Below are 15,301 nucleotides of genomic sequence, written 5' to 3'. Positions count from 1 at the left end.
GAACTGTGCTTTCACAGGGGGAGAGACACAGGATGGCGCGGATTCATCGGTCAGGACGGAGATTCTTCCGGTAGTCCGAAGAGCGGGTACAGGTTCGGGTCGAGGAACGTGGAGAGTTCGGTGATCCGGCCGTCCCGGACGCTGAGGACGTTGATGGGGCCGATCCGGAACCGGCCGTCGTGGGCGCCCTGGTAGCACGCGAAGGCGGGCTGCCCGTTGGCCGGGACGGGCACGAGCCGCCAGGGCGTCTCGAAGACCCGTTCGGCGAGGAAGCGGGCGACGTCGTCGCGGCCGTCGAACCAGGCGGGCAGCGGCGGCATCGTGAACCGGACGTCGTCGGCGAGCAGCGAGACGAGGGCGTCCACGTCGGCGCGTTCCCAGGCGGTGACGAAGGCGTCGATCAGCTCCCGTCGCCCGTCCGCGCCGAGAGATGACAGCTCGGCCTGCTGCGTGGTCGGCGGCATCCGATCTTGGACGGTTCTGCGTGCCCGTTGCAGGGCGCTGTTCACGGCGGTGGGCGTGAGGTCCAGGAACGAGGCCGTCTCCGCGGCGGAGAACTCCAGCACCTCCCGCAGGATCAGCACCGCGCGCTGGGCGGCGGGCAGGTGCTGCAACGCGGCCACGAACGCCAGCTCGACGTTCTCGCGGCGGGCGAAAGCGGCGGCCGGGTCCGGGGCGTCGGCGGCGACGTCGTCGGGCCACGGCTCCAGGAAGACCGGCCCGGGGACCGGTTCGCCGAGGTCGTGGACGTCCCCGCGCGGCGGCCCGTGGTCGGGGGAGAGGATTCGTTTCGGGCGCCGGGACGCGAGCCGCAGGCAGGCGTTGGTGGTGACCCGGTACAGCCAGGTGCGCAGGGAACTGCGTCCCCGGAATCCGGGCAGGCCGCGCCACGCGGCGAGCAATGATTCCTGGAGGGCGTCCTCCGCGTCCTGGACGGAGCCGAGCATCCGGTAGCAGTGCGCCTTCAACTCGGCCCGGTAGCGGGCGGCGAGGGCGTCGAACGCCGCCGAGTCCCCGTTGCGGGCCCTGGTCAGAAGCTCGGTCTCGTCCACACGCGTTGCCGGGCGTCAGTCGTCGTAGGTGTGGACGAAACGGGTGAGGAGGCGGGCGAACTCGGCGCGTTCCTCGTCCGTCCAGCCGCTCATGGCCTCGGCGAAATGCTTCTGGCGGGTGCGGCGGGTGGCCTCGACGACGGCGCGACCGGCGTCGGTCAGTTCCAGATGGATACGGCGACCGTCCTCCTGCGACGCGACACGACGGACATATCCGGACTTAACGGCCTCCGCCACGATGCGGCTGCCGCGCGAGGCGTCCACGCCGAGCCGGGCGGCGACCAGGCCGACGCTCATCTCCTGGCCGGTGTCGTCCGGGCCCTCGTCGATGACGTCCACGACGTGCAGGACCTGGACGTCGACGGGAAGGTTGTGCTCGCGGATCGCCGCCCTGCCGAGCCGCTGCCGCGCCATGCCGCGCCGCAGCTTGACCATGCTCCGTTCGACCGCGTCCAGTGCCTCCTCGCTCATGTCGATCAGTCTAGCCAAGTTGCGCAACGCATTCTCATGCATTAAGCATATAGTTGTCTAAAGCATATGAATGGAGTGTTCATGGTCGTCACCGCGCCGCCGATGACCCATCGGGATCGGCTGCTCGTGTTCGGCGGGCTGATGCTCGCCGGGTTGATGTCCTCGCTGGACGCGACGGTGCTCGGCACCGCGCTGCCCGCCATCGTCGGCGACCTGGGCGGGCTCGACCGGCTGGCCTGGGTGTCGACCGCGTACGTGCTCGCCACCACCGTCACCGTGCCCCTGTCGGGACGGCTCGGTGACCTGTTCGGCCGTCGTCCGATCCTCCTGGTCGGGCTCCTCGGGTTCATGGCGGCGTCGGCGGCGTGCGGGGCGGCGCCGTCGATGACCTGGCTGATCGCGTTCCGGGCCGTCCAGGGCGCGGCGGCGGGTTGCCTGCTGAGCTCGATGTTCGCGCTGTCCGGCGACCTGTTCGAGCCGAGGGAGCGCGCCAGGTACCAGGGGTACTCGGCGCTGATCTTCGCGGTGTCCAGCATCGCCGGGCCGCTCGTCGGCGGCGTCCTCGCCGACCACGCGTCCTGGCGGTGGGCGTTCTACGTCAACCTGCCGCTCGGCCTCGGCGCCACCGCCGCGGTCGTGCTGTTCCTGCGGCTCCCGAAGCCCGAGGGCAGGCCGCGCGTCGACTACGCGGGCATCGTGCTGCTCGGCGCCGCGGTCACCTGCTTCACCCTGCTCACCAGCTGGGCCGGGACGCGCCACCCCTGGCACTCGCCGGTGGTCATCGGGTTGGCGGCGGGCGCGGCGACGCTGTTCGCCCTGTGGGTCCTCGTCGAACGGACGGTCGCCGAACCGGTCGTGCCGCCACGGCTGTTCCGCGACCGGTCGTTCGCGGTGGCCTGCGTCGTCGCCGCCGTGGGCGGCGCGACCGGATTCGGGCTCGCGACGTACCTGCCGATGTTCTTCCAGGTCGTCGGGGGAGTGGGGGCCACGGAGTCGGGTCTGCTGCTCCTGCCGATGATGACCGGTCTCCTCGTCGCCTCCATGGGCGCCGGACGGTACATCGCGCGGACCGGGCGTTACCACCGGCTGCCCGCCGCCAGCATGGCCCTCAGCGGGCTCGGCGTCGCGCTGCTCGCGACCATGGACGCCGGCACCGGCCCGATCACGGCGGGCTGCTTCATGGCGGTGCTCGGCTTCGGCGCCGGGCTGTCCCAGCAGGTCGTCGTGCTCATCGCGCAGAACGCCGCGCCCCGCCGCGACCTCGGCGCCGCGAGCTCCGGGGTCTTCGCGACGAGGATGCTCGGCACCGCCGCGGGCATGGCCGTGTTCGGCGCCGTCGTGTCCGGCCGGTTCGCCGAGGAGGTCGGGCGCCGCGTCCCGGACGGTCACGTCCCCGCGTTCGACGACGCCGTCCGTCCCGCCGTGCTGGAGACCCTCCCCGGCCCGGTGCGGGACGGTGTCGCCGAGGCGTTCGCCGCCGCCTTCTCCGACCTGTTCCTCACCGGGCTTCCGCTCCTGGCGGTCGGTCTCGCGGCGGCGCTGCTGCTACCGAACGTGCCCCTGCCGCCGCGCGGCGGGAAGGACTAGTCGTCGAGGGCGGCGTCGTGGACGAGGAGCGCGATCTGAACCCGGTTGTTCAGTTCGAGCTTCGTCAGCAGCCGCGACACGTACGCCTTCACGGTCGCGACGCTCAGGGACAGCTCCGCGCCGATCTCGCTGTTGGTCCGGCCGCGTCCGACGAGCGCCGCCACCGCCCGCTCGCCGTCGCTGAGCCGGTCCAGCAGCTCCCGGGCGCGGGCGCGGCGAGGGTCGGCGCCGGAGTCGGCGACATAGGACATCAGCTTGCGCAGCACCGCGGGCGACATCATCGGCTCACCCGTCGCGACCTGGCGGATCGCCCGGACGATCTCCGGCGGCGGGGTGTGCTTGAGCAGGAAGCCGCTCGCGCCCGCCCGCATCGCCCGCATGATGTGGTCGTCGGTGTCGAACGTCGTCAAAATGATGATCTCGGGGGGTTCGCGGCGCGACCGCAGCAGCTCCGTCGCCGCGAGCCCGTCGACGCGCGGCATCCGGATGTCCATGAGGACGACGTCGGGCCGGTGCTGGTTGACGGCCGCGACGACCTCGGCGCCGTCCGCCACGTCCCCCACCACGTCGAGGTCGGGGGCGTTCGACAGCATCATCGTCAGGCCGGTGCGGACGAGCGCGTCGTCGTCCACGATCAGGACGCGGATGGGGGAGTCCATCCGGACACTTTATGGCCTGCGCACCCGCCGCCCGCTCACCTCCGTCGCCGCGAGCCGGAACCAGGCGTCACGCTCCCCGCCCGGCCACGGCTCGACCGCCGCGACCCGCGTGATCTCCTCCTCCGACAGGGGGTGCGCGCCGCCGCGCAGCAGGACGCTCCACCCCTCGTGGCTCGTCTCGTCGAACCGGTCGACCTGGAAGGCGGCCCGGACGTCCCCGCCGATCACGGCGGTCAGCAGGCTCCGGTTCAGCCGACCCGACACCGAGGTGCGGAAGATCACCGCGTCGCCGTCGAGGACATAGTTCACGGGGACGACCGTGGGCCCCTCACCGTCGTCGAACGCGACGCGCCCGACGGTGCCGCCGGCGATGAGCCGCAGGCATTCGTCGTGGTCGAGTTCTTCGAGGACGGGCCGGTCGGCGGAATTCGCAGCCATGCGTGCCCCCTTCCCCGCCGACCCCGCGGCCATGCCGATCTTCGGCGACAGACGATCTTCGGCGAGAGGCGCCCTAAAGGGGCAGCCGGGCGCGCAGGCGGAACCGGCCGTCGCCGGTGCGGCCGTGCTCCAGCGTCCCGCCGAGCAGCGCGACCCGTTCGGCGAGGCCGACGAGCCCGGCGCCCGCGCCGGGCATCGCGAGTTCGGGCGGGCCCGGCGGAACGGCGTTGACGACCTCGATGTTCAGGTCCGTTCCGGCATCGAGGGTCACCCGGACGGCGGCGCCCGGCGCGTGCTTGCGGGCGTTGGTCAGCCCCTCCTGGATGATCCGGTACGCGTGCCGCCCCACACGGGACGGGACGCGGTCCGGCTCGGGGACGTTCTCGTCCAGCGTGACGCGGCCACCGGCGCGCCGCGACTCCGAGACGAGGCCCGGCACGTCCGCGAGCGTCGGCTGCGGTCGCTCCGGTTCGGCGCCCGGCGCGTCGTGCCGCAGCACGCCGATCACCTCGCGCAGGTCCTCCATCGCCTCGAAGGCGCACTGCCGGATGACCCCCGCGGCCTCCCGCTGGTGGGCGGGGGTGTCCGGGCGGAACTCCAGCGCCCCGGCGTGCACGGCCAGCAGCGAGATCCGGTGCGCGAGGACGTCGTGCATCTCCCGGGCGATCCGCTCACGTTCCAGCAGCCGGGCCTCCTCGACCCGCAGCAACTGTTCGGTCTCCGCGGCGCGGGCCCGTTCCCGCAACGACTCGATGAGCTGCCGCCGCGACCGGACGAGCATCCCCACGGCGAGCGTCACCGTGTAGCCGAGGCCGAACACCACGGTCGACTCCCAGCGTTCCCGCGTGCCCATGTCGGCGTCCGTGATCTGGAACACCACCACGACGATCGCCGTGTTCAGCAGGGCCGTGCCGAGGGCGGGCCGCCAGGGCCGGTGGACCGCGACGGTGAACACGCTCATCGCCGTCGCGCCCCAGGAGACGGAGTTGGTGAACCCCAGGCACGTCAGGAACACCGCCACCCCGACCGGCCACCGGCGGCGCAGGAGCAGCAGCACCAGGAGACCGACCGACCCCAGCACCGCCTGCTGGACGTTGAAGAACAAGGAAGGGGTCCCCGGATAGGACTCGCGGGCGCCTTCCAGCACCACGAGACCGATCAACAGGGCGGTCGTCGTGACGGCGACGTCGCGCGCCCATTCGCGGGCGGACCTGCGGAGGATCACCCCACCAAGCTAGCCGCCGCATCCCCGCGCGGCAGTGGACGCAGGTCGGTGGCCCGTCGACTTTGGTATTCAGCCGACCTTGGCGACGGTGAGCAGGACGGCCGAGTCCTCCAGCGCCTCCAGGCTGTGCCGCGCGTCCGGGACGATCAGCAGATCACCGGAGATCCCGTCCCAGGAGTGCTCGCCGCTCACCAGCCGCACCCGCCCGCGCAGGACCACGATCGTCGCCTCGCCGGGGTTCTCGTGCTCCGCCAGCGTCGTGCCCGCCGTCAGCGCGATCAGCGTCTGCCGCAGGACGCGCTCGTGACCGCCGTAGACGGTGTCGGCGCTGCGCCCGGTGGAGCCCGCGGCGGCGCGCTTCAGATGGTCGCGAACCTGTGCGTCCAGCGAGAGCTTCTGCATGAGCCCAGTGTGCCAGTGGCCGCGTGGACGGCGGGCGGCGGGTCACGACAGGGGAGCGCTCGTGACGGGCTCGCCGACGGCGCCGCCCGCCAGCCAGTCCTGCCAGGACTTCGCCCACGGCGTGGGGCCGTTCCCGAACCGGAGTTTCCGGGACGTGCCGGTCACGTTGACGATGTCGCCGCGGTTCGTGAAGTCGTAGAACCACTTGGCGTCCGCGGGGGAGGCGTTCACGCAGCCGTGGCTGACGTTGTCCTCGCCCTGGGAGGTGGTCGACCAGGGCGCCGAGTGCACGAACGTTCCGCTGTAGGTGAGGCGGACGTTCCACTTCGTCGGGATCCGGTACTCGCCGGGGTTGCCGGTGGTCGCGGAGTCCATGACGATCCGGGCCGCCTTCTCCTGCGCGATCATCGTGCCGCTGTAGCTCTCGTGACCGGGTTTGCCGAGGCTGACCCTCATCGTCCGCACGGTCTCGCCGCCGTCGGTGACGGTGGCGCGGTGCTTCTTGGCGTCGATGGTGGTGATGTGCTTCGGGCCTACGGTGAAGGCGACGCTCCGGTCCTTCGTCCCGTAGAGGCCCGCACCGGCCTTCACGCCCGCCAGGTGCGCGATGACCTTCACCTTCTGCCCGGTCGGCCAGTACTCGCGGGGCCGGAAGTCGACCTCCCTGTCGCTGACCCAGGACCAGGCGCCTTCGACCGGCTTGGACGTCCGGACCTCAAGGGCCTTCTCGACCGCGACCCTGCCCGCCCTGGTCGGCACCGGTCTCGACAGCAGCAGTTGCACCGGCATGCCGACGCCGACCGTCTCCCCGTCGAGCGGCGACATGCCGCTCTCCAGCTTCTTCGCCGGTGTCAACGTCGTGAACGTGGACGTCGCGGTGACCGGGTCGCCGCCGTCGCCGGAACCCTTCGCGGTCACCGTGTAGGTCGTGGACGGACGCAGCGTCCACGACGACCTCCACGACGTGCCGTCCGCCGCGAGCGTCCCCGTGGCCGGGGTGCGCTTCGGGCCGTAGGTGAGGGTCACGCTGGTGAGCTTGCCGCCCTCGGCTTTGACGGTGACCGGTTGGTCGGGCGCGGTGCGCTGGGCTCCGTTCGCCGGGGTGATGGCCAGCTTCACCGCGTCCTTGTCGTCACCCCCGTCTCCGCCGCCCCCGCCGCCGGACGAACAGCCCGCGGCGAGCAGCGTCGCACCGGCGATCATCGCGCCCGCGGCCGCGGGCCGACCCTTGAGCATCAGCGATCTCCTCACGCTCGTACGCCCGTACCCATCTCAAGGTATGCACGGTTTTACGTGAGGCATGCGTGACTTTGGGGCCCGTTCGGGTGTCGCGTGACCGCCCCCGGGGGCCGTCAGGACGCGGCGGCGGCCCTGTCCAGCAGGAACAGGGTTCGTTCCCGTCCACGGGCCATGGCGACCGGCGCCACGGAGGGATCCGCGCCCGACAAACCGAGCCGGACCGCCTCCGCCTTCGACTCGCCGGACGCCAGCAGCCACACCTCGCGGGCCGCGCACAGCGACGGGAAGGTCAGGGAGATCCGGGTCGGCGGCGGCTTCGGGGAGTTCCGCACCGCCACCACCGGGCGCTCGTCGTCCAGCGCGGGCGTCCCCGGGAACAGGGACGCCACATGCGCGTCGGGGCCGACGCCGAGCATCAGCACGTCGAACGCCGGCACCGGGCCCCCGGAACCCGGCGCGGCTCGCAACCGCGCGGCGTACCGTTCGGCGGCCGCGTCCGGGTCGTCGCCGTCCGGGCCGTCCGACGCGGGCATCGGACGCACCCGAGCCGGATCGACCGGAACGTGGTCGAGCAGCGCCGCGCGGGCGCCGGTCTCGTTGCGCTCAGGATCGCCCGCCGGCAGGAACCGCTCGTCGCCCCACCACACGTCGAGACGGCCCCAGTCGACCGCGTCGCGGGCGTCGGTGGCGGCGACGGCGGCGAGGACGGCCGTGCCGACGCCGCCGCCGGTCAGCACGACCGACGCCGAGCCGCGCGCCGCCTGCGCGTCCACGATCCGCGTCACCAGCCGCGCCGCCGCGGCGGCGGCGAGCACCTCCTGGTCGCGGTGCAGCAGCACCGTCGGGTCGGTCACGATCCCGCCGCCCCGCCCGCGGGTTCCCCGCCCGCGAGGTCCTTGGCGAACCGGGCCGCCGCGTCGCGGTACACCTCGTCGGGGTCGAGCCGGCGCAGCTCCTCGGCCAGCAGCTCCGCCATCGGGCGGCGCATCAACGCCACCTGCCGGTCGGGCTGCCCCGGACGGCACAGCGTCGCGACCCGCCCGTCGGGACGGTGCACGATGATGTCGCCGCCGGTCGTCCGCAGCCGCACACCGGTGACGCCGGGACCCTCAGACACCGTCCGCTCCACCGGGACGCCGAGCCGGATCGACAGCCACGCCGCCAGCAGCTCCGCGCTCGGGCTGTCCGGCTCCGCCGTCACCTCCCCGGCCACGATCTCGTCGTGCTCCTGGTCGAGCGCGGCGGCCAGCAGCGACCGCCAGTTCGTCAGCCGCGTCCAGGTGAAGTCGGTGTCGCCGGGCCGGTACGCCCCGGCGAGCTGCGCGAGCGTCCCGAGCCGGTCGCGGGCCGCGTAGGAGTCGGTGACCCGGCGCTGCGCCAGCCGCCCGAGCGGGTCGTCCGCCGGGCTCTTCGGCACCTTGCCGCCCGGCCACCACGTCACCACCGGCGTGTCGGGCATCAGCAGCGGCACCACCACCGAGTCGGCGTGCTCGGCGAGCGGCCCGTACATGCGCAGCAGCACCGTCTCACCGGGCCCGGTCTCGCCCATGCGGATCTCGGCGTCCAGCCGCGACGAGCCGCCGCGCGGATCGCGGGAGATCACGGTCAGCACCCGGCACGGATGCTCGCGCGCCGCCTCCGTCGCCGCGCGCACCGCGTCGTACTGCGCCGACTCGTCCGTCACGATGATCAAGGTGAGGACCATGCCGACGGCGGGACCGCCCATCAGATGCCGCGACTGCGTCAACGCGTCCTGGATCTGCCGGGTGGTGGTGCCGGTCAGGTCGATGTTCATGCGAGAGCCCCCGTTCCTCTAGAGCCGCCGCCACGTGCGCCCGTCGCGCGCCATCAACTCGTCGGCGCTGTCGGGCCCGTAGCCGCCGGACTTGTACTGGTCGAGGCCGCCGCGGCCCGCCCAGAACTCCTCGATCGGGTCGAGGATCTTCCAGGACAGTTCGACCTCCTCCTGGCGCGGGAACAGCGGCGGATCGCCGATCAGCACGTCCAGCAGCAGCCGTTCGTAGGCCTCCGGCGAGGTCTCGGTGAACGACTCGCCGTAGGCGAAGTCCATGTTGACGTCCCGGATCTCCATCGAGGTGCCCGGCACCTTCGACCCGAACCTGACCGTGATGCCCTCGTCCGGCTGCACCCGCATGACCAGCGCGTTCTGCCCGAGCTCCTCGGTGTCGGTCTCGGAGAACGGCAGGTGCGGCGCCTGCTGGAACACCATCGCGACCTCCGTCACGCGGCGGCTGAGCCGCTTGCCGGTGCGCAGGTAGAACGGGACGCCCGCCCACCGGCGGTTGTCGATCTCCAGTTTCACCGCGGCGTAGGTCTCGGTGCAGGAGTCGGCGGGGATGCCGTCCTCCTCCAGATAGCCCCGGACGTTCACGCCGCCCTGCCAGCCCGCCGCGTACTGGCCCCGCGCCGTCGACGCGGCCAGGTCGCCCGGCACCCGCACCGCCGAGAGGATCTTGGCCTTCTCGGCGCGGACGGCCTCCGCGCTGAACGAGGTGGGCTCCTCCATCGCCGTCAGCGCCAGCAGTTGCAGGAGGTGGTTCTGGATGACGTCGCGGGCCGCGCCGATGCCGTCGTAGTACCCGGCCCGGCCGCCGATGCCGATGTCCTCGGCCATCGTGATCTGCACGTGGTCGACGAACGAACGGTTCCAGATCGGTTCGAACATCGTGTTGGCGAACCGCAACGCCAGGATGTTCTGCACGGTCTCCTTGCCGAGGTAGTGGTCGATCCGGAAGATCGACTCCTCGGGGAAGACGCGGTGGACGGTGTCGTTCAGCTCCTGCGCGGTCTTCAGGTCACGGCCGAACGGCTTCTCGATGACGACCCGCCGCCACGCCCGGTCCCTGGGCTCGGCGAGGCCGCTGCGCCGCAGCTGCTCGACGACCTCCGGGAAGAACTTCGGCGGGATCGACAGGTAGAAGGCGTAGTTGCCGCCCGTGCCGCGGCTGCCGTCCAGCTCCTTCACGGCCATCGACAGCGCGTCGAACGCGCCCGGGTCGTCGAAGGTGCCGGGGACGAAGTGCATGCCCTCCGACAGATGCGTCCAGACGTCCTCGCGGAACGGGGTCCGGGCGTGCGCCTTGACCGACTCGTAGGCGATCTGGCGGAAGTCCTCGTGCTCCCAGTCGCGGCGGGCGAACCCGACGAGGGAGAACCCCGGCGGCAGCAGCCCCCGGTTCGCCAGGTCGTAGATCGCCGGAAGCAGCTTCTTGCGCGACAGGTCGCCGGTGACGCCGAACAGGACGAGCACGCACGGCCCGGCCACGCGCGGCAGGCGCTTGTCCCGCGGGTCGCGGAGCGGATTGGCCGGGCCGGTCGATGCGCCGGTCAATGGGTCGGTCACGTGGTCCCCTTCGTTAGCTCTCGCTCGGATGGCCCCGTCTCCGGGACGGTCCCGCGCGCTCGTCCCTCTCCTCGGGCGGGTTCGAGCGGCCGGGCCGGCCCCGCCCGGCGGTCCCGCAGAGGCAGCCGTACCCGTTCGGCGGCCCCCTGCAACGACCCCCGGGCGGTGATGGCCGTCTCCCCCGAGACGACGGCGGTGAAGATCACGGTCTGCGCGCCCCCGCCACGTCCCGGACGGCCTCGATCAGTCTGCCCACGCCGTCCGCCGGGTCGCGCAGATGCAGCCGGATCACCGGGAACCGCCGTTCGCGCAGCGCCCGCAGCTCACCGAGCGCCCGCGCGATCTGCAGCTTCGCCAGGCTGTAGGGGCGGCCGGGGACGGGCTGCGAGGCGAGCACGTCGCCGGGCGCCGGGTCGCCGGTGATGATGAGGAACGCGCCGTTGCCCGGCCCGTCCTTGTGCACCGGTCCCGTCGCGTGCGGGTAGGCCGGCCCGGGCCCGTAGGTGACGGGACGTCCCGACGCGCGGGCGAAGGACGGCGCGAGGTACCGGCCGGAGAAGTCGCCCGACAGGTACGTCATGACCGACAGATACCCCTCGGACGGCACCGACGCGACCAGCCCGCCGAGAACGGTCCGCAGCTCCGCGCCCGGCGGCCACGGGAAGTCGGCGTGGACCTCGATGCCGTCCTCGACGTACACCGGCCGCTCGTCGGTCAGCGGACCGCGGCCCGCCGCCCGCAGCAGGGCCGCCGCGTCGTCCTCCGACTCCTGGACGACCGTGCTGCCCGCCTCGAACGGGTTCACGCCGAGCAGCCACCCGGCGACCGCCGTCGCGTACTCCCACAGCACGAACTGCGCGCCGAGCGGCGCCCACACGGAGGTGTCGGACTCCTCGTCGTCGGCCGCCGACCGCGGATTGATCGACACGCCGTGCACGTCGGGGAACGGGCCCCGCCCACCGGGCGGCTCGAACGTCACGACGCCCTTGCCGCGCTTGCCGGTGCCGACGGCGAGGAGCTGGGAGATCCAGGCGCTGAGCGCGCCCGGCCCGCCGGGCTCGCGCAGCACCATCTTGTCGCGGGCCAGGCCGCCGGGGCCCTGCTGCGCGCAGCCGCCGAGGACCGCGCCCAGCAACAGGCCGGGATTGTCCTCGTCCTTGGCCAGCGACGGCATCAGCGTCGCGGCCTCCTCCAGCAGCCTGTCGGTGTCGGCGCCCGCGAGGACGGCCGGGACCAGCCCGTACGCCGACAGCGCCCCGTAGTGACCCGGCAGGTACGGGTCGGTCAGCCCGATCCGGTAGCCGCACTGCCGGGCGTAGTCGTGCAGCGGGCTTCCATGATCGGTGATCACGAGGAACCGGTTCGCGATCTCCCGTTCGGACAGGCCACGCTCCCGGAACGCCGCCGTGAAGATCCGCCGGTAGGCGTCGCCCTCCAGCGACACGCCCGCCTTGCTGGCCAGGACGACCAGCGTCCGGTCGAGTCGCTCCATCGCGAACGCGAGCGGGGCGGTGTCGCTGCCGTCCAGGACGGTCAGCCCGCCCGGACCGCCGCGTCCGGACCGCTCGTCGGCGCGGCGCGCGGCCGCCACCGTGGGCGTGTGCGCCTCCACGATCGCCTGCGCGGCGAGGCTCTCCGCGCCCACGCCGATCAGCACGATGTGGTCGAGCCCCGAGTGACGCGCCTCCTCGACCAGGCCGTCCACCTGTTTGAGCAGGCCACGGGACGCGAACGGCAGGTCGAGCCAGCCGAGGCGGCTGTGGTCGACCGCGCGGGCCCCCCACAGCCGCGGGTCCTTCGCGGCCAGCGCGCCCGGCACGCCGCAGCTCACGAGGTGGTCTCGCGCCTGCAACGCCGATTCCAGCACGTCGCCGCGCGTCAGTACGTCGAATCCCGCCACCGTTCCCTCCTGCCCCCCATCGTTTCAGGAGAGAATGGGCATTCGCGACCATCTCCCACGATCTTTGTTGCGGCGTGATGACAGCGGATGACAGCGCCCTGGTCAGCGGGTGCCCGGCCGGCCCGGTGCGTCGGTCAGTCCAGCGCCTCGATCAGTTGGGCGATGCCCTCCGCGCGGTCGCGCAGATGGAGGCGGACGGCGGGATGCCCGAGCGACCGCACCACCCGCAGGTCGCCGAACGCCTGCGCGAGCTGCAGCTCCCCGAGGCTGTACGGGCGTCCCGGAACGTCGACGTCGTCCGTTATCGCACCGGTGACCTGGAGGAACACGCCGTTCGCCGGGCCGCCCTTGTGGTACTGGCCGACCGTGTGCAGGGCCCGTGGCCCCCAGCCGAACGTGACGGGCACCGGGCGCCTGCGGATCTTGGCGACCCGAGCCGCCAGCAGTGGACGCAGCCCGGCCGCCGCCGCGTCCCCGACCCGGTCCAGGTACGCCGTCACCGCGAGATACCCGCCGTCCGGGACGTCCTCCAGGATCACGTCCAGGGCCTCGGCGAGCGTTCGCGCGCCGCGCAGCGCGTCCCGTGGGCCGTGCACCTCCACCGCGCCCGACACCAGCTCCGGCGGTGTGCGCACCACCGTGGGCGCCGCGCCCTCCTCAGAGCGCAGCAGCACCGCCGTGCTCTCCCGCGACTCGCCGGTGTCCGGCTCGTCGAACGGGTCGACGCCGATGACCCGGCACGCCACCGCCGTCGCGTACTCCCACAGCAGGAACTGCGCGCCGAGCGGCCCGGCGACGCTCACGCCCGCCTCGCGGCCCGGCCCCGGCTCGTCGGGGCGCCGGCCGAGGATGACCCGGCGCAGATCGTCGGCGAGGTCGAAGCCGGGCGCGTCGACGCCCTCCACGACGACCGGCAGCAGCCCCCCGCCGTTCTTGCCGGTCGCGCCGCCGACCAGCTGCTCCGCCCATCCGGTGAAGCCGGCGAGCCCGGAGCCGTGGTCGGCGATGACCAGCTTGTCGCGGACGCCGAGCCCCGACGAGCCGAGCGCGGCGCCGAGCGCCAGGGCCGGGTTGTCGTACGGCTGCCGCAGCACCTCCGCGAACCGGGACGCCTCGTCCAGCAGGGCGTCCACGTCGACGCCCGCGAGCGCGGCCGCGACGAGGCCCCGCGCGCCGAGCGCGCCGAACCGGTCGTCGACGTCCGGTTCCGCGTGGACGAGGTTGTGCCCCACGTCGAGCGCGGCACGCTCCAGCGCCGACCCCTCCTCGGCCACGACGACGAACCGGCGGGCCAGCTCGGCGCGGCCGAGACCCGCCTCGGAGAACGCGCGCCCGAACACGCGGCGCAGCGACTCCGCCTCGACGCTCTCGCCCACCACGACCACCAGCGTCCGGTGCAGGTCGCCGGCCAGGACCCCCGACACCTCGTGCGGATCGGTGGTGTCGAGGACGATCAGCTCCGGCCCCCCGGCGGTCTCCGCGCCGGCCCGCGCGGTGCGGAACATCGCGTCCGCGGCGAGCGCGGACCCGCCCGCGGCGACCAGGACCACCCGGTCGAGCCCGGTGTCACGGGCCTCCGCCGCGGGCTCGGCCAGCCGGTCCGCCAGCGACCGCGAGGTCTCCGGCAGGTCCAGCCAGCCCAGCCGCCGGGCCGCCAGCGGGGCCGCGTCGGGCCCCCAGAGCTTGGCGTTCCCGGACGTCAGCGCACCCGGAACGCCGTCGGAGACGAGACGGTCCAAGACCGTCTCGCTCTCGTCGACGACGGCGCCGCGGATGGTGACCGAGATCCCCCCGGCGGTCACCACCGAGGTCACGCGCCGGCCCTCTTGTCCTCCAGCTCACCGGAGATGGAGCCGATCAGCTCCTTCCACGAGGCCGCGAACTTCTCGACGCCCTCCTCCTCCAGCACCCGCACCACGTCGTCGTAGTCCACTCCGACGGACTTCAACGCCGCCATGTGCGCGCGGGCGTCGTCGTAGGCGCCGCGCACGGTGTCGCCGCGCACCTGACCGTGGTCGGCCACTGCGACCAGCGTCGCCTCCGGCATCGTGTTGACGGTGCCCGGCGCGACCAGCTCCACCACGTACAGGGTGTCGTCGAGGTCGGGGTCCTTCACGCCGGTCGAGGCCCACAGGGGACGCTGGGGACGGGCCCCCGCGTCCTTCAGCGCCCGCCACCGGTCGGTGCCGAACTTCTCCTCGTACAGCGCGTACGCGAGCCGGGCGTTGGCGAGACCCGCCTTGGAGCGCAGCCCCTTCGCCTCCTCCGAACCGATCTTGTCGAGCCGCTTGTCGATCTCGGTGTCCACCCGGCTGACGAAGAACGACGCCACCGACGCGATCTTCGACAGGTCGTGGCCGTTCTCCCTCGCCCGCTCCAGCCCGGCGAAGAACGCGTCGATGACCTCGCCGTAGCGTTCCAGCGAGAAGATCAGCGTCACGTTCACGCTGATGCCCTCGGCCAGCGTCGACGTGATCGCCGCCAGACCCTCCTTCGTCGCGGGGATCTTGATGAACAGGTTGGGCCGGTCCACCAGCCACCACAGCATCTTCGCCTCGGCGGCGGTGGCGCGGGTGTCGTCGGCGAGGCGCGGATCGACCTCGATCGACACGCGGCCGTCGAGCCCGTCCGTCCGGTCGTACACCGGGCGCAGGACGTCGCACCCCCACCGGATGTCCCGGGTGATGATCGCCCGGGAGGCCTCCTCGACGTCCACCCCGAGGACCGCGAGGTCGCGGACCTGGTCGTCGTAGGCGTCGCCCTTGCTCAACGCCTTCGCGAAGATCGTCGGGTTGGACGTGACGCCGACGACATGCCTGTCCTTGACCAGCTCCGCGAGGTTGCCCGACCGCAGCCGCTCCCGGCTGATGTCGTCGAGCCAGATCGACACGCCCTCGTCCGAGAGCGCCTTCAGGTTGTCGCTCATCGTGCCTGCCTCCTAGTCGCCGGGCTCACTCGCCCGGC

Annotated in this window: 14 protein-coding genes; 1 reads left to right on the top strand and 13 read right to left on the bottom strand. The window is 72.8% G+C overall.

The annotated features are described in order from the left end of the window. Positions 1-50 precede the first annotated feature (50 nt). Entirely contained in the window at positions 51-1,052 is a 1,002-nt protein-coding gene (locus D0T12_RS17860) for an RNA polymerase subunit sigma-70 (protein WP_117400728.1), read from the bottom strand. Between the two features lie 15 nt (positions 1,053-1,067). Next, positions 1,068-1,523 carry a MarR family winged helix-turn-helix transcriptional regulator gene (locus D0T12_RS17855; protein ID WP_199487522.1) on the bottom strand — a complete coding sequence of 152 codons (456 nt, stop codon included), beginning with the start codon at positions 1,521-1,523 and terminating at the stop codon, positions 1,068-1,070. 81 nt (positions 1,524-1,604) lie between these two features. Here D0T12_RS17855 and D0T12_RS17850 point away from each other — a divergent pair, with 81 nt between their 5' ends. Next, complete coding sequence (locus tag D0T12_RS17850; RefSeq protein ID WP_158581523.1) at positions 1,605-3,110, top strand: MDR family MFS transporter; 1,506 nt, start codon at positions 1,605-1,607, stop codon at positions 3,108-3,110. Here D0T12_RS17850 and D0T12_RS17845 read toward each other — a convergent pair. From D0T12_RS17845 to tal, 11 genes are all read right to left on the bottom strand, one after another. Beyond that, a complete protein-coding gene (locus tag D0T12_RS17845; protein ID WP_117400725.1) occupies positions 3,107-3,769 on the bottom strand; it encodes a response regulator transcription factor in 663 nt (220 codons plus the stop codon). The two genes, D0T12_RS17850 and D0T12_RS17845, sit on opposite strands and share 4 nt — an antisense overlap. A gap of 9 nt (positions 3,770-3,778) precedes the next feature. Next, on the bottom strand, positions 3,779-4,207 hold the full coding sequence (locus D0T12_RS17840; protein ID WP_117400724.1) for a pyridoxamine 5'-phosphate oxidase family protein: 429 nt from the start codon (positions 4,205-4,207) through the stop codon (positions 3,779-3,781). 73 nt (positions 4,208-4,280) lie between these two features. Next, the gene (locus D0T12_RS17835; RefSeq protein ID WP_117400723.1) at positions 4,281-5,432 is read right to left on the bottom strand and encodes a sensor histidine kinase; all 1,152 of its coding nucleotides are present in this window, start codon (positions 5,430-5,432) and stop codon (positions 4,281-4,283) included. Between the two features lie 69 nt (positions 5,433-5,501). Beyond that, complete coding sequence (locus D0T12_RS17830) at positions 5,502-5,834, bottom strand: cupin domain-containing protein (RefSeq protein ID WP_117400722.1); 333 nt, start codon at positions 5,832-5,834, stop codon at positions 5,502-5,504. Positions 5,835-5,876: 42 nt separating this feature from the next. Then, on the bottom strand, positions 5,877-7,070 hold the full coding sequence (locus D0T12_RS17825) for a L,D-transpeptidase (protein WP_233526144.1): 1,194 nt from the start codon (positions 7,068-7,070) through the stop codon (positions 5,877-5,879). Positions 7,071-7,186: 116 nt separating this feature from the next. Further along, positions 7,187-7,927, bottom strand: coding sequence for a 6-phosphogluconolactonase (gene pgl, locus D0T12_RS17820; protein ID WP_117400721.1), 741 nt, complete (start codon positions 7,925-7,927; stop codon positions 7,187-7,189). Beyond that, the gene (locus D0T12_RS17815; protein ID WP_117400720.1) at positions 7,924-8,868 is read right to left on the bottom strand and encodes a glucose-6-phosphate dehydrogenase assembly protein OpcA; all 945 of its coding nucleotides are present in this window, start codon (positions 8,866-8,868) and stop codon (positions 7,924-7,926) included. Before D0T12_RS17815 ends, pgl begins: the two co-directional genes overlap by 4 nt. A gap of 18 nt (positions 8,869-8,886) precedes the next feature. Next, positions 8,887-10,437, bottom strand: a complete 1,551-nt coding sequence (zwf, locus tag D0T12_RS17810; protein WP_233526143.1) for a glucose-6-phosphate dehydrogenase — start codon at positions 10,435-10,437, stop codon at positions 8,887-8,889. Between the two features lie 202 nt (positions 10,438-10,639). Continuing rightward, positions 10,640-12,337: a phosphoheptose isomerase gene (locus D0T12_RS17805; RefSeq protein WP_117400719.1), complete on the bottom strand. Its 1,698-nt coding sequence runs from the start codon at positions 12,335-12,337 to the stop codon at positions 10,640-10,642. 134 nt (positions 12,338-12,471) lie between these two features. Then, a complete protein-coding gene (locus D0T12_RS17800; RefSeq protein ID WP_117400718.1) occupies positions 12,472-14,151 on the bottom strand; it encodes a glucose-6-phosphate isomerase in 1,680 nt (559 codons plus the stop codon). Then, on the bottom strand, positions 14,148-15,263 hold the full coding sequence (tal, locus tag D0T12_RS17795) for a transaldolase (protein ID WP_117400717.1): 1,116 nt from the start codon (positions 15,261-15,263) through the stop codon (positions 14,148-14,150). Before tal ends, D0T12_RS17800 begins: the two co-directional genes overlap by 4 nt. Between the last annotated feature and the right edge of the window lie 38 nt (positions 15,264-15,301).

Source organism: Actinomadura spongiicola, from assembly GCF_003432485.1.
GTDB classification, from domain to species: Bacteria; Actinomycetota; Actinomycetes; order Streptosporangiales; family Streptosporangiaceae; genus Spirillospora; species Spirillospora spongiicola.
This window is presented reverse-complemented; position numbering and strand designations above follow the sequence as displayed.

Coding starts and splice junctions, on each gene's coding strand:
- D0T12_RS17855 (WP_199487522.1), bottom strand. CDS start 1,523: ATGAGCGAGGAGGCACTGGACGCGGTCGAACGGAGCATGGTCAAGCTG.
- D0T12_RS17850 (WP_158581523.1), top strand. CDS start 1,605: ATGGTCGTCACCGCGCCGCCGATGACCCATCGGGATCGGCTGCTCGTG.
- D0T12_RS17845 (WP_117400725.1), bottom strand. CDS start 3,769: ATGGACTCCCCCATCCGCGTCCTGATCGTGGACGACGACGCGCTCGTC.
- D0T12_RS17840 (WP_117400724.1), bottom strand. CDS start 4,207: ATGGCTGCGAATTCCGCCGACCGGCCCGTCCTCGAAGAACTCGACCAC.
- D0T12_RS17830 (WP_117400722.1), bottom strand. CDS start 5,834: ATGCAGAAGCTCTCGCTGGACGCACAGGTTCGCGACCATCTGAAGCGC.
- D0T12_RS17825 (WP_233526144.1), bottom strand. CDS start 7,070: ATGCTCAAGGGTCGGCCCGCGGCCGCGGGCGCGATGATCGCCGGTGCG.
- D0T12_RS17815 (WP_117400720.1), bottom strand. CDS start 8,868: ATGAACATCGACCTGACCGGCACCACCACCCGGCAGATCCAGGACGCG.
- tal (WP_117400717.1), bottom strand. CDS start 15,263: ATGAGCGACAACCTGAAGGCGCTCTCGGACGAGGGCGTGTCGATCTGG.